The organism is Stenotrophomonas maltophilia group sp. msm4 (assembly GCF_032025605.1).
Classification (GTDB): Bacteria; Pseudomonadota; Gammaproteobacteria; order Xanthomonadales; family Xanthomonadaceae; genus Stenotrophomonas; species Stenotrophomonas sepilia.
This window is the reverse complement of sequence record NZ_JAVSKK010000001.1, coordinates 625,525-639,222: the sequence shown is the minus strand read 5'-3', so window position 1 is coordinate 639,222 and position 13,698 is coordinate 625,525. Positions and strand designations below refer to the sequence as shown.

Below are 13,698 nucleotides of genomic sequence, written 5' to 3'. Positions count from 1 at the left end.
CCGGCCAGCGCGGGCGCGCGGGCCGGTCAGGTCATCAGCGGCGCCCTGGCAGGACGCCGCCCGGGCCATGCCGGAGCATGGCCGCCATGGCTCGGTATTACTTGGCTTCGACGAAAATGTACTCGGCACCGGTCGGCTGGATCGCAGCCTGCACGCGGGCGTTGTCGGCCGACTGGCCGATGAAGACGACGCGCACGCCCTTCATCGAATCCGGCGACACGTCCTTGAACACGGCCTGGATCATGTCAGCCATCTTGCCCGAGGCCGACGAACCGAAGGCCAGCATGTTGCCCGGCTGCACGCCACGGGCCACGGCCTGGGTCGCGCTCTCGGTCTGGCGCTCGTACTTGGCCTGGAAGTCCGGATCCGATTCCGGCGAGAGGTAGTACAGGAACGGGCTGTTGGTGATGTTGCCCATGTTCTGGATGGCCACTTCCTGCAGGTACTTCTTCCAGCCTGCATCGTCGTCCTTGGCCGGGGCGACCAGGGCCTGCTTGGCCTCGTCGACCGGAGCGGCCTCTTCCTTCTTGCAGGCGGTGAAGGCCAGGGCCAACGAAGCGATCAGCATCGCGCGCATGGTGGTGTTCATGGATTTCCTCCCGGAATGGTGCGTGGTGTTGTACGTAATGGGGTGCAGGTACGGCGGGCTTACGACTGTGCCGCCTTCGCTTCGCGGACCTTGCGGAGGGCTTCGAGCACCGCGGCCGGCACGAAACCGGACACGTCGCCGCCCAGGCGCGCGATCTCGCGGACCAGCGAGGACGAAATGAAGCTGTGCTGCTCGGCCGGGGTCAGGAACAGGGTCTCGACCTCGGGAATCAGGTGGCGGTTCATGCTGGCCATCTGGAACTCGTACTCGAAGTCGGACACCGCGCGCAGGCCGCGCAGCAGCACCCCGCCCTGGACCGAACGTACGAAATGGGCCAGCAGGGTATCGAAGCCGATGACTTCGACATTGCCATGGTGGGCCAGGGCGCCACGCGCCAGCTGCACGCGCTGTTCCAGCGGCAGCGCCGGGCCCTTCGACGGGCTCTGCGCCACGCCGACCACGACCTTTTCGAACAGCGGCGCGGCCCGGCTCACAAGGTCGATGTGACCGTTGGTGATCGGGTCGAACGTGCCGGGATAGACGGCGATGCGGCGGTTGGCCACGGTCATGGGCGGTAGCAGATGTTCAGATGAGGTCAAAGTGTAGCAGTGGCACGGCGGTACAGGGCAAAGCGCACCTCACGGGTGCCGCCCTCGCGGTGCAGCAGCCAGCCCTGCGGCAGCACCGGCACGTGGCCGGCCGGCGACTCCAGGTACAGCCAGGCGTCGGCGGCCAGGTGCCGCGGCAGCTGGGCCAGCACGTCCTGCCACAGGCCATCGGCGAACGGCGGGTCGATGAACACCAGATCGGCCTGCTGCGCGGGCGCACCCTGCAGCCAGCGCAGGGCATCGGCCTGCACGACGCTGATCTGGTCGCTGGCCTGCAGCTTGGCGACGGCGGCGGTCAGGTTGCGTCCCAGCTGCGCATCGCGCTCGACCAGGGTGGCGTGGGCGGCACCGCGCGAGACCGCTTCCAGGCCCAATGCGCCGCTGCCGGCGAACAGGTCCAGCACACGGGCCCCGCCGAGCTTGGGCATCAGCCAGTTGAACAGGGTTTCGCGCACACGATCGCTGCTGGGCCGCAGTCCCGGCAGGGTCGGCACCGGCAGGCGGGTATTGCGCCAGCGACCGCCGATGATGCGGACCTGCCCGTCGTTGCCCCCACGGCCGCTCATTGGCGCCCCCGGCGGGAGGTATTCAAGAATTTCAGCATGAGTGGGATTGTAGTTCGGCCGGGCTTTGCCCGGCACCCGCAGAGTCCGAAGCAACGGCCGAAGCAACTTCAAAAGCTGGTTTCCTGTGGGTTGGCGGGGCGGGTCAGGTTGTGGGGGACGCCGTAAACCCGTCCATGGGGGCTTGGCCGCGGCATCCATGCCGCGGACACCCCCACAACCTGACCCACCCCGCCTTCGACAGTTTCCTGCGATCTGTCGGAACGGCTTTCTGCTCTCGTGGGTGCCGACCGTTGGTCGGCACAAATGAATTCATTCGATATCTGACAGATGTACCGACCAACGGTCGGCACCTACCAACAGCCGAGTGAACCTGTCAGAGGCGGGGCGGCGTGGGTTGGCAGGACCGTTGGCGCCATGGATGGCGCCATCGAGCCCCCATGGACGGGTTTACGGCGTGTCCTGCCAACCCACACCACCCCGCCATCCCAAGGATAGCCCGCTGTTGCTATTGCTGTTGCTGTTGCTTCGGCCCCGGCGGGTGCAGGGCTGCAAGCCCGGCCGAACAACCCCTTGATTTCGGGACAATCACCCCTACCCCTTGGCGAGGCCGCACGCGCTGGCGCGGCATTGCACATGGAGCCCTATCGATGACCGAGACCACCCAGACCGAAACCCTTGGCTTCCAGACCGAAGTCAAGCAGCTGCTGCAGCTGATGATCCACTCGCTGTACTCCAACAAGGAAATCTTCCTGCGCGAGCTGGTCTCCAACGCTGCCGACGCCGCCGACAAGCTGCGCTTCGAGGCCCTGACCCAGCCGGCGCTGCTGGAAGGCGACAGCGAGCTGCGCGTGCGCGTCAGCTTCGACGCCGCCGCCCACACCATCACCATCGAAGACAACGGCATTGGCATGAGCCGCGCCGAAGCCATCGCCCACCTCGGCACCATCGCCAAGTCCGGCACCGGCGACTTCCTGCGGCAGCTGTCCGGCGACCAGAAGAAGGATTCGCAGCTGATCGGCCAGTTCGGCGTCGGCTTCTACAGCGCTTTCATCGTCGCTGACGAAGTGGAAGTGACCTCGCGCCGCGCCGGCCTGGCTGCAGCCGAAGGCGTGCGCTGGAGCTCGCGTGGCGAAGGCGATTTCGAAGTGGCCACCGTCGACAAGGCCGAGCGCGGTACCCGCATCGTGCTGCACCTGAAGGACGGCGAGCACGACTTCGCCGATGGCTGGCGCCTGCGCAGCATCCTCAAGAAGTACTCGGACCATATCGGTCTGCCGATCCAGATGCCGAAGGAAGGTGGCGAAGAAGGCACCGCCGTCGAGTGGGAGACCGTCAACCGCGCCAGCGCGCTGTGGACCCGCCCGCGCACCGAGATCAGCGACGCCGAGTACACCGAGTTCTACAAGCACGTAGCGCACGACCATAGCGACCCGCTGGGGTGGAGCCACAACAAGGTCGAGGGCAAGCTGGAGTACACCTCGCTGCTGTACGTGCCCGGCCGCGCGCCGTTCGACCTGTACCACCGCGATGCGCCCAAGGGCCTGAAACTGTACGTGCAGCGCGTGTTCGTGATGGACCAGGCCGAGCAGTTCCTGCCGCTGTACCTGCGCTTCATCAAGGGCGTGGTCGATTCCAACGACCTGTCGCTGAACGTCTCGCGCGAGATCCTGCAGTCCGGCCCGGTCATCGATTCGATGAAATCGGCGCTGACCAAGCGTTCGCTGGACATGCTGGAGAAGCTGGCCACCGACAAGCCCGAGCAGTACGCCACGTTCTGGAAGGAGTTCGGCCAGGTGCTGAAGGAAGGCCCGGCCGAGGACTACAACAACCGCGAGAAGGTGGCCGGCCTGCTGCGCTTCGCCTCCACCCGCGGCGACGGCGATGCGCAGAGCGTGTCGCTGGCCGATTACATCGGCCGCATGACCGAAGGCCAGGACAAGATCTACTACCTCACCGGCGAGAGCTACAGCCAGGTACGCAACAGCCCGCACCTGGAAGTGTTCCGCAAGAAGGGCGTGGAAGTGCTGCTGCTGACCGACCGCATCGACGAGTGGCTGATGGGCTACCTGACCGATTTCGACGGTAAGGGCTTCGTCGACATCGCCCGTGGCGATCTCGACCTGGGCGCACTGGAAACCGATGCGGACAAGCAGGCACAGGAAGCGGCAGCAAAGGACAAGCAGGGCCTGGTCGAGCGGCTCAAGACGGTCCTGGGTGACGAAGTGGCCGAGGTGCGCGTGTCGCACCGCCTGACCGATTCGCCGGCGGTGCTGGCCATCGGCGAGCAGGACCTGGGCCTGCAGATGCGCCAGATCCTGGAAGCCAGCGGGCAGAAGGTGCCGGACAGCAAGCCGGTGCTGGAGATCAACCCGGGCCATCCGCTGATCGCCAAGCTCGACGCCGAAGCCGATGGCGCGCGCTTCGACGACCTCGGCCGGGTGCTGTTCGACCAGGCCGCACTGGCCGCCGGTGACAGCCTGAAGGACCCGGGTGCCTATGTGGCGCGCCTGAACAAGCTGCTGCTGGAGTTGTCGGCCTGATCGACAGATCGGGTGCCGGGCAGCGTCCCGATGGAGGCCAACCCTGGTTCACGCGCATTTGTAGAGTCGAGCCATGCTCGACTGCTCCATGAGTGCCGACCAAGGTTGGCACCTGCCAGGGGCAGCGGTTGGCACCGGCCAAAGCGGTGCTGCTCAGGTCTCCCGATCCAGCAGCGAGCCCAGCATCTGATCGTGTCGGCGGATCACCGAGGCATTGGCGGCGAAGGCCACTACCTCGGCTTTCGCCGCCAGCAGATCTCCGAGCGGTGCACCGACATCGGCGCCGGCGGCAGTCACCGAGGCCTGCACCCCGCCCTGTCCAGTGGCACCGCGCTGCAACTGCAGGCGCTGCGCATCGGGGGTCGCCAGATTGGCCACGTTGTGCGCGGCCACCTGCACGCCCTGCTGGGCCGCACGCATGCCGCCTAGGGCGATTCCCATCACGTTGTTCATGGCGGTCTCCGGGCCGCTCCGCGCAACCCTCCGGACCGGTTAGCGGCCGGCCGGCCGCGATCTTGAGTCCACATCGGCCCGACAGGCCCGAGTGGTAGCATATCCCTCTGATTTCAGCGCCTTTTGCCAATGCTCAGTTTTTTCCGCCGCAAGAAGCCCCAGGATGCCCCCACCACGGAGGCGCCCAAGACCCAGCACTACTCGGCTGAAGAGCTGGCGGCGGCGTTCCCGTCGGCCGCCCCGGCCGAAGACGCACCCACCGCCGCGGTGGTCGAAGCCAAGGCACCGGAACCGGCCACCGTCGCCGTACAGGCCCCCGTCGCCGAAGTGCCTGCCGTGCCAGCTGCGCAGCCGGCCATTGCGCCCGAGGACGTCCAGGCTGAAACGCTCGCCGCGGCCGCTGTGCTGGCTCCTCTGGCTCCGGTCATTCCGGTCGAGGAACCAACCGCCCCGGCCACCGATCTGCCGGCGCTGGTGGATGCCCTTCCGGCGCCCGCCGGCAAGCCCGGCTGGCGCGAACGCCTGCGCAACAGCGTCATCGCGCGCAGCTTCGGCGGCCTGTTCTCGCGCAACCCCAAGCTCGACGACGATCTGCTGGACGAGCTGGAAACCGCCCTGATCACCGCCGACGTCGGCGTGGGCGCTACCACCGATCTGGTTGAGGGCCTGCGCAAGCGCATGAAGTCGCGCGAGTTCGCCGACGCCAATGCGCTGCTGGCCGCGCTGCGCGCCGAGCTGATCGCAATCCTGCAGCCGGTGGCCAAGCCGCTGGTGATCGACCGCAACGCCAAGCCCTTCGTGGTGCTCACCGTCGGCGTCAACGGCGTCGGCAAAACCACCACCATCGGCAAGCTGGCCAAGCGCTTCAAGGATGACGGCCACAGCCTGATGCTGGCTGCCGGCGATACCTTCCGCGCCGCCGCCGTGGCCCAGCTGCAGGCCTGGGGCGAGCGCAACGGCGTGGCCGTGGTCGCGCAGGGGCAGAACGCCGATGCCGCTTCGGTGGCATTCGACGCACTGCAGGCCGGCAAGGCCCGCGGCACCTCGGTGCTGATCGCCGATACCGCCGGCCGCCTGCACACCCAGTCAGGCCTGATGAACGAGCTGGGCAAGATCCGCCGCGTGCTCGGCAAGATCGATCCCACCGCCCCGCACGAAGTGCTGATGGTGATCGACGGCACCACAGGCCAGAACGCGCTGTCGCAGCTGCGCCAGTTCAATGCCGCAGTGAACGTGACCGGCCTGGTGGTGACCAAGCTGGACGGCACCGCCAAGGGCGGCGTGGTATTCGCACTGGCCCGCGAGTTCGGCATTCCGATCCGCTTCGCCGGCATTGGCGAGCGCCCGGAAGACCTGCGCGTGTTCGACCCGGAAGCCTTCGTCGACGCCCTGCTGCCCGAAGCATTGGGCGCCTGATAGACCGCGCAGCCACCGCAATCTGGTGGAGCCACCCATGGGTGGCTCCACCAGGGCGAAGCAGAGCCACCCCATGGGTGGCTGCCTCCTTCCGGAACACTCATGCCCCGCCAGCCGCACGCCAGCGCCGACACTGCCCAGGAAGACGACTTCGTCGCCCGCCTCCTGCACTGGTTCGACGACCACGGTCGCCATGATCTGCCCTGGCAGCATCCGCGCAGCCCCTATCGGGTCTGGCTGTCGGAAATCATGCTGCAGCAGACCCAGGTGGCCACGGTCATCCCGTACTTCCAGCGGTTCCTGCAACACTTCCCGACCCTGCCCGACCTCGCTGCCGCCAGCAATGACGCAGTGATGGCGCAGTGGGCCGGGCTCGGCTACTACGCCCGTGCACGCAACCTGCATGCCGCGGCAAAGCGCTGCGTGGAACTGCACGACGGCGACCTGCCGCGCGATTTCGATGCATTGCATGCCCTGCCCGGCATCGGCCGCAGCACCGCTGGCGCGATCCTCAGCCAAGCCTGGAACGACCCGCTCGCGATCCTTGACGGCAACGTCAAGCGCGTACTCAGCCGCTATCACGGCATCGACGGCTTCCCCGGCCTGCCGGCCATCGAGAAACAACTGTGGGCGATTGCCGACGCGCACGTCGCGCAGGTGCCGGCCGGGCGCATGGCCGATTACACCCAGGCGCAGATGGACCTGGGCGCGACGGTATGCAGCCGGGCCAAGCCGGCCTGCGTGATCTGCCCGCTGCAGGACGCATGCGTGGCGCGGCGCGAAGGCCGCACCGCTGAACTGCCCACGCCCAAGCCCAGCAAGACCCTGCCCGAACGCGAAGCTGTTGCACTGCTGCTGCGCGACGCCCAGCAGCGCGTGCTGCTGCAGAAGCGGCCGGACACCGGCATCTGGGCGCAGCTGTGGACGCTGCCGCAGGCCGAGGCCGGCAGCGACCTGCAGGACTGGTTCGACGCACATGTCGACGGCTCGCTGGAAGATGCAGAGGAACTGCCGGTGCTGCAGCACACCTTCAGCCACTACAGGCTGCACCTGCAGGTACTGTCACGGAAGGTGCGCGGCCTGCGCGTGGAAGAACCCACGCTGCGCTGGGTCGCCAACGACGAGCTACCCGCATTGGGCCTGCCGGCACCGATCCGCAAACTGCTCGACGGCGCCACGATCAAGACGCCGAAACGAAATTCCAGCAAACCCCGCAACCACGAGTGAGTTCCATGCCCCGAACCGTCTTCTGCCAGTACGAACAACGCGATGCCGAGGGCCTGGACTTCGTGCCCTACCCCGGCGAGCTGGGCCAGCGCATCTTCAACAACATCGGCAAGCAGGCCTGGGCCGCGTGGCTGGCCCACCAGACCATGCTGATCAACGAGAACCGGCTGTCGCCGCGCACGCCGGAACATCGTGCGTTCCTTGAAGGCGAACTGGTCAAGTTCCTGTTCGAGAAGGACGCGGAAAAGCCGGCCGGCTTCACCCCGGAAACCTGACAGACAGGCAGGTCGTGCAGGCCGCTGGCCGGCAATCTGGCATCTGCGCGATGCCGGCCAGCGGCCGGCACTACCACGCTATTTCGCGTTTTCCTCGCGCTCCTGCACCTGCGCCTGTCGCAGCTCCTGCTCGGACGCACGTAGGGCCTTCACGTCCAGCTTGCGGATGCTGTTGATGAAGCACGGCAGGCGCGGGCCGCCGGTGGGGTCGCGCACCAGCACCTTGTCGAAGCGCGACGACACGCGGCCCATGCTGCTGGTCAGGCCGATGGCGGTCGCATACGGCAGGTCCTGGCAGGGACCATTCAACTCCAGCAGATAGGCTTCGCTGGGACGGGTCCACACCGCCAGCGCACTGTCGCCCAGCTCGGTCCAGCCATTGAGGCTGCCAAAGAACTGCATGTCATTCTGCGGCGCGCCGGCGTGGGCACGGTACAGATCCAGTTTCTCGGTACTGCTGAGCCGGCCGGTGGTCGCACAGGCGGCCAGTGCCAGGCAGAGTCCGGCCATCAGGATCGGGGTCTTCATGGCGATCTCCTCGGGGAACTGTCGCCATCATGCGCCTGGGCTGGCAACGCCGGCGCGACGGCTCGCGCCCCATTCAGCCGACCAAGGCCGGCCTCTACCAAAGCGGTCCCAGCGCTCAGACGTCGGCGTGGGCCAATGCGTGCAGGCGCCCTTCGCGCAGCTCCAGCACCCGGTCCAGGCGCCGTGCCAGGCTGCGGTCGTGGGTCACCAGCACCAGGCTGGTATGACGCGCGCGGTTGAGCTCCAGCATCAGCTCGAACACGGTGCCGGCGGTGCGGTCATCCAGGTTACCGGTCGGCTCGTCGCCGAGTACGCAGGCCGGATGATTGACCAGCGCGCGCGCCACTGCAGCACGTTGGCGTTCGCCGCCGGACAGCTCGCCCGGCTTGTGGTCCAGGCGATGGCCGAGGCCGACCGCTTCCAGCAGCGTGGTGGCCCGGCTGCTCGCCTCGGCCACGGCGGTGCCGGCCAGCAGCACCGGCATCATCACGTTTTCCAGCGCGGTGAACTCCGGCAGCAGGTGATGGAACTGGTAGACGAAGCCCAGCGCCTGGTTGCGCAGCAGGCCGCGCGCGGTATCCGACAGCGCCGACATGCGCTGGCCGGTCACATACACTTCGCCGGCAGTCGGAATGTCCAGGCCGCCCAGCAGGTGCAGCAGCGTGCTCTTGCCGGCACCGGAGGCACCGATGATCGCCACCGTCTCGCCAGCAGTCACGGTCAGGTCCAGCCCATCGAACACCGGGGTCTGCATGCGCCCTTCGGCATAGGTCTTGCCCAGCGCTTCGGCGCGGATCACTTCATCGCCGCGGTTGACGACCTTATTCATAACGCAGGGCCTCCGCCGGCTGGGTGCGTGCTGCCCGCCAGGCGGGATACAGGGTGGCCAGGAAGCTCATCAGCAGCGCGACCACGGTGATCGCCACCACGTCGCCGGTCTGCATGTCGGTCGGCAGGCCGGTGATGTAATAGACATCCTCCGGCAGCAGCTTGACGTTGAACACGCTCTCGATGGCGCCGAGGATGCGTTCCAGGTTGAGGGTCAGGGTGATGCCGCCGATCAGGCCGGCCAGCGTGCCGAAGATGCCGATCAACGAGCCCTGCACCATGAACACCTGCATCACCCCGCCCGGGGTCAGGCCCAGGGTGCGCAGGATGGCAATGTCGGCCTGCTTGTCGGTCACCAGCATCACCTGCGAGGACACCAGGTTGAAGGCCCCCATGGCGATGATCAGCGACAGCAGGATGCCCATCACCACCTTCTCCATGCGCAGCGAGTGGTAGAGGTTGGCGTTCTGCTGCGTCCAGTCACTCACGCGGTAGGCACCGCCGAGGCTCTGCGCCAGGTCCACGCCCACTTCCAGCGAACGGTCCATGTCGTGCAGCTTCAGCCGCACGCCGGTGGCGCCGTCACTGCGCAGAACACGCTCCAGGTCCTGCATGTTGGCGAAGCCGACGCCGCGATCGACCTCGTTGTACCCGGCCTCGAAGATGCCGCTGACGGTGAAGCGCTTCATCCGTGGCACCGCACCGGCCGGCGTGCCCTGCACTTCGGCAAAGGTCACCAGCACCTGGTCGCCAACGTCCACGCCCAGCCAGATCGCCAGCTCCTTGCCCAGCAGCAGGTTGAAGCTGCCCGGCTTGAGGCTGTCATAGCTGCCCTTGGTGACCTTCCTGTCGATCACCGAGACGTTCGGCTCCAGCGCCGGATCGATGCCCTGGATGATCGCGCCCTGCACGCGCGGGCCGCTGATCATCGATTGGATCTCGATGTACGGCGCGGCACCCGCCACGCGCGGATCCTTGCGGGCGACATCAACCACCCGCATCCAGTCCGGCATCGGCTCGCCATCGCGGCTGATGGTGGTATGGGCGGTCATCTGCAGCAGGCGGCTGCGGATTTCCTTCTGGAAACCGCTCATCACCGCCAGGGTGGTGATCAGCACCGTAACGCCGAGCGCGATGCCCAGGATCGATGCCATCGAGATGAAGGAGATGAAGCCGTTGCGGCGCTTGGCGCGCAGGTAGCGCAGGCCGATGGCCACGGGAATGGGTTTGAACATGCAGGCACGCCGGTCAATTCAGCTTATGGTGCCATTGACCGGGGCCGACGGGAAACGCTGCGTGTGGCCACGGCCAGTCGCAGTTCACGTCGCTGCCCTGAATCGAGCACATCCGGCCAGAACAGCAGGCGCCGGCGGCGCCGATCCTCCCGCCACAGCAACAACAACCATGGGCCACGCACCACCAGCCGTGGCGTATCGACATCCCGTCCGGCCACCTGCAATGCCTCGGGAAGCGGAGGCAGAAGCACCTGCACGCGCGGCCTGCGCTGGCGCCAGGCCAGTTCGGCCAAGCCGACGCCCCAGGCCAGCAGCAGCGCGGGCATCAGCAACCGCGCAGGCAGATCCGAGGCGCGCAACAACCAGGGCGCGGCCAGCAGCACCGCCAACTGGGCGGCAGCCTGCAGCCGCGAGGGGCGCCACTCAAGGCTTGAGGGCGAGGATCTTCTGCATGAGGGGGATCGCGTGCGCATGCGGGCAGGCCTCATAGCCCATGAACCAGCGCCACAACTTATCGTCCTCGCAGTCGAGCAGGAACAGGAAAACCTCGCGCTCTCCGGTCGGTGCAGTGCTCCACTCACGGTCCAGGTAGCGGCCGAACAGCTGGTCCAGTTCGCGCATGCCGCGGCGGCAGCGCCAGCGCAGCTTCTTCAGCAGGACATCGTCTTCCATCGTGCTTCTCCAGATACAGCAAAGCCACGCATGGCGTGGCTCTACTGGGTGGTGCAGCCTCACGTGACGTGGCTCCACCGGGTACTGCCAGGCCTGTATCAGGCGCGGCGCTCCATCATCAGCTTCTTGATCTCGGCGATCGCCAGCGCCGGGTTCAGGCCCTTCGGGCAGGTCCGGGCGCAGTTCATGATGGTGTGGCAGCGGTACAGCTTGAACGGATCTTCCAGATCGTCCAGGCGCGCGCCGGTGTCCTCATCGCGCGAGTCGATGATCCAGCGATAGGCCTGCAGCAGGATCGCCGGGCCCAGGTAACGCTCGCCGTTCCACCAGTAGCTCGGGCAGCTGGTCGAGCAGCAGGCGCACAGGATGCACTCGTACAGGCCGTCGAGCTTCTTGCGGTCTTCCGGCGACTGCAGGCGCTCGCGGTCCGGCGGTGCCGGGGTCTGGGTGCGGATCCACGGCTTGATCGAGGCGTACTGCGCGTAGAAGTGGGTCAGGTCCGGAACCAGATCCTTGACCACGTTCATGTGCGGCAGCGGGTAGATCGGCACTTCCTTCTTGCCGCAGTCCGAGATGGCTCGGGTGCAGGCCAGGGTGTTGGTGCCGTCGATGTTCATCGCGCACGAACCACAGATACCTTCGCGGCAGGAACGGCGGAAGGTCAGGGTCGGGTCGATCTCGTTCTTGATCTTGATCAGGGCGTCCAGGACCATCGGGCCACAGGCGTCCAGATCGACTTCATAGGTATCGGTGCGCGGGTTGCTGTCGTCGTCCGGACTCCAGCGGTAGATCTTGAAGGTGCGCACGTTCTTGCCGCCGTTCTTGACGGGGAAGTGCTTGCCCTTCGTGATCTTGGAATTCTTGGGGAGTGAAAACTCGGCCATGGCTGCTCTCGTTGGCTCAGGCGGCCCGCGCCCGTGGGCGCGGATTGCATGGTAGGCGGGGTCGGATCAGTACACGCGCGGCTTCGGCGGCACCACGGACACGTCGTCGGTCAACGTGTACATGTGCACCGGACGGTAGTCGAAGCTGCACTTGCCCTTCTCGTCGACGCTGACCAGGGTGTGCTTCTGCCAGTGGACGTCGTCGCGGTCCGGATAGTCCTCGTGCGCATGCGCACCACGGCTTTCCTTGCGCTGTTCGGCCGAGTTGATCGTCGCCACCGCGTTGAGCAGCAGGTTGTTCAGCTCGTAGGTCTCGATCAGGTCCGAGTTCCAGACCAGCGAACGGTCGGAGACCTTCACGTCCTGGAACGAGTCGAAGATCTTGTCCATCTTCTCGCAGCCTTCCTTCAGCGTCTGGCTGGTGCGGAAGACGGCCGCGTCGGCCTGCATGGTGCGCTGCATGCGATCGCGGATGACCGAGGTCGGGGTATCGCCGTTGGCGTGGCGCAGCTTGTCCAGCAGGCCCAGCGCCTTGTCGCAGGCATCGGCCGGCAGCGGCTTGTGCGCGGCACCCGGCTTGATGGTCTCGGCGCAGCGGTTGGCCACCGCACGGCCGAACACCACCAGGTCGAGCAGCGAGTTCGAGCCCAGGCGGTTGGCGCCGTGCACGGACACGCAGGCCGCTTCGCCGATGGCGTACAGGCCCGGCACCACGGCGTTGTCGTTGTCGCCGACCTTCTGCACCACTTCACCGTGGTAGTTGGTCGGGATGCCGCCCATGTTGTAGTGCACGGTCGGAATGACCGGGATCGGCTGCTTGTGCACGTCGACGCCGGCGAAGATGCGGGCGCTCTCGGCGATGCCCGGCAGCTTCTCGTCGATCACGCCCGGGCCGAGGTGGGTCAGGTCGAGCAGGATGTGGTCCTTGTGCTCGCCGACGCCGCGGCCTTCGCGGATCTCGATGGTCATCGAACGGCTGACCACGTCGCGCGAGGCCAGGTCCTTGTAGTGCGGTGCATAGCGCTCCATGAAGCGCTCGCCGCTGCTGTTGCGCAGGATGCCGCCTTCACCGCGGACACCCTCGGTGATCAGGCAGCCGGCGCCGTAGATGCCGGTCGGGTGGAACTGCACGAACTCCATGTCCTGCATGGCGATGCCGGCACGCATGGCCAGGCCGCCACCGTCGCCGGTGCAGGTGTGCGCCGAGGTGGCGCTGAAGTAGGCACGGCCGTAGCCGCCGGTGGCCAGCACCACGCCCTGGGCGCGGAACAGGTGCAGCGTGCCATCGGACATGTCCAGGGCCAGCACGCCGCGGCAGGCGCCTTCGTCGTCGAAGATCAGGTCGAGCGCGAAGTACTCGATCATGAAGCGCGCATCGTGCTTCAGCGACTGCTGGTACAGGGTATGCAGCATCGCGTGGCCGGTACGGTCGGCCGCCGCGCAGGTACGCTGCGCCGCCGGGCCTTCGCCGTACTTGGTGGTCATGCCACCGAACGGACGCTGGTAGATCTTGCCTTCGGCGGTGCGCGAGAACGGCACGCCGTAGTGTTCCAGTTCGATGATGGCCGGGATGGCCTCACGGCACATGTACTCGATGGCGTCCTGGTCGCCCAGCCAGTCCGACCCCTTGATGGTGTCGAAGAAGTGGTAGCGCCAGTCGTCCTCGCCCATGTTGCCGAGTGCGGCCGAAATACCGCCCTGGGCGGCAACGGTGTGCGAACGGGTCGGGAAGACCTTGGTCAGGCACACGGTCTGCAGGCCCTTGGCGGCCAGGCCGAACGTGGCGCGCAGGCCGGCACCGCCGGCGCCGACCACGACCATGTCGTACTTGTGTTCGGTGATCTTGTAAGCGGACATCTAATCTGGATTCCTGTGTA

Annotated in this window: 15 protein-coding genes; 4 read left to right on the top strand and 11 right to left on the bottom strand. The window is 66.8% G+C overall.

Annotation, left to right across the window (positions count from 1 at the left end; all coding sequences use genetic code 11):
• Positions 1–97 precede the first annotated feature (97 nt).
• The 3 genes from ROV93_RS03090 to rsmD are packed head-to-tail and all read right to left on the bottom strand — an operon-like array spanning position 98 to position 1,763.
• Positions 98–589 (bottom strand): hypothetical protein, encoded by a 492-nt coding sequence (locus ROV93_RS03090; RefSeq protein ID WP_005409092.1) that lies wholly within the window; start codon positions 587–589, stop codon positions 98–100.
• A 59-nt stretch (positions 590–648) separates the two neighbouring features.
• Entirely contained in the window at positions 649–1,158 is a 510-nt protein-coding gene (coaD, locus tag ROV93_RS03085) for a pantetheine-phosphate adenylyltransferase (protein ID WP_005416145.1), read from the bottom strand.
• A gap of 26 nt (positions 1,159–1,184) precedes the next feature.
• Positions 1,185–1,763, bottom strand: a complete 579-nt coding sequence (gene rsmD, locus ROV93_RS03080; RefSeq protein WP_072168325.1) for a 16S rRNA (guanine(966)-N(2))-methyltransferase RsmD — start codon at positions 1,761–1,763, stop codon at positions 1,185–1,187.
• A gap of 647 nt (positions 1,764–2,410) precedes the next feature.
• On the opposite strand from rsmD, the gene htpG reads away from it, so the two are divergent.
• Positions 2,411–4,303: a molecular chaperone HtpG gene (gene htpG, locus ROV93_RS03075; RefSeq protein WP_072168326.1), complete on the top strand. Its 1,893-nt coding sequence runs from the start codon at positions 2,411–2,413 to the stop codon at positions 4,301–4,303.
• A gap of 153 nt (positions 4,304–4,456) precedes the next feature.
• On the opposite strand, the gene ROV93_RS03070 is transcribed toward htpG, so the two are convergent.
• Entirely contained in the window at positions 4,457–4,756 is a 300-nt protein-coding gene (locus ROV93_RS03070) for a hypothetical protein (protein ID WP_072168327.1), read from the bottom strand.
• Positions 4,757–4,885: 129 nt separating this feature from the next.
• Between ROV93_RS03070 and ftsY the strand changes: the two genes are divergently transcribed.
• The 3 genes from ftsY to ROV93_RS03055 all read left to right on the top strand — a co-directional run bounded on the left by ftsY (position 4,886) and on the right by ROV93_RS03055 (position 7,674).
• Entirely contained in the window at positions 4,886–6,172 is a 1,287-nt protein-coding gene (ftsY, locus tag ROV93_RS03065) for a signal recognition particle-docking protein FtsY (RefSeq protein WP_072168328.1), read from the top strand.
• 102 nt (positions 6,173–6,274) lie between these two features.
• A complete protein-coding gene (gene mutY, locus ROV93_RS03060) occupies positions 6,275–7,399 on the top strand; it encodes an A/G-specific adenine glycosylase (protein ID WP_072168329.1) in 1,125 nt (374 codons plus the stop codon).
• A gap of 5 nt (positions 7,400–7,404) precedes the next feature.
• Positions 7,405–7,674, top strand: a complete 270-nt coding sequence (locus tag ROV93_RS03055) for an oxidative damage protection protein (RefSeq protein WP_005416139.1) — start codon at positions 7,405–7,407, stop codon at positions 7,672–7,674.
• A 78-nt stretch (positions 7,675–7,752) separates the two neighbouring features.
• On the opposite strand, the gene ROV93_RS03050 is transcribed toward ROV93_RS03055, so the two are convergent.
• The 7 genes from ROV93_RS03050 to sdhA all read right to left on the bottom strand — a co-directional run bounded on the left by ROV93_RS03050 (position 7,753) and on the right by sdhA (position 13,678).
• Entirely contained in the window at positions 7,753–8,202 is a 450-nt protein-coding gene (locus ROV93_RS03050; RefSeq protein WP_065195830.1) for a DUF6491 family protein, read from the bottom strand.
• A 115-nt stretch (positions 8,203–8,317) separates the two neighbouring features.
• The gene (lolD, locus tag ROV93_RS03045; protein ID WP_032954095.1) at positions 8,318–9,031 is read right to left on the bottom strand and encodes a lipoprotein-releasing ABC transporter ATP-binding protein LolD; all 714 of its coding nucleotides are present in this window, start codon (positions 9,029–9,031) and stop codon (positions 8,318–8,320) included.
• The gene (locus ROV93_RS03040) at positions 9,024–10,265 is read right to left on the bottom strand and encodes a lipoprotein-releasing ABC transporter permease subunit (RefSeq protein WP_005416136.1); all 1,242 of its coding nucleotides are present in this window, start codon (positions 10,263–10,265) and stop codon (positions 9,024–9,026) included. Before ROV93_RS03040 ends, lolD begins: the two co-directional genes overlap by 8 nt.
• Before the next feature lie 23 nt (positions 10,266–10,288).
• A complete protein-coding gene (locus ROV93_RS03035; protein ID WP_072168330.1) occupies positions 10,289–10,738 on the bottom strand; it encodes a hypothetical protein in 450 nt (149 codons plus the stop codon).
• Entirely contained in the window at positions 10,689–10,937 is a 249-nt protein-coding gene (locus tag ROV93_RS03030; RefSeq protein ID WP_049413478.1) for a succinate dehydrogenase assembly factor 2, read from the bottom strand. The genes ROV93_RS03035 and ROV93_RS03030 overlap by 50 nt, the downstream gene beginning before the upstream one ends.
• A 98-nt stretch (positions 10,938–11,035) precedes the next feature.
• Positions 11,036–11,821, bottom strand: coding sequence for a succinate dehydrogenase iron-sulfur subunit (locus tag ROV93_RS03025; protein ID WP_005409079.1), 786 nt, complete (start codon positions 11,819–11,821; stop codon positions 11,036–11,038).
• A 66-nt stretch (positions 11,822–11,887) separates the two neighbouring features.
• Entirely contained in the window at positions 11,888–13,678 is a 1,791-nt protein-coding gene (gene sdhA / locus ROV93_RS03020) for a succinate dehydrogenase flavoprotein subunit (protein ID WP_072168331.1), read from the bottom strand.
• Positions 13,679–13,698 lie beyond the last annotated feature (20 nt).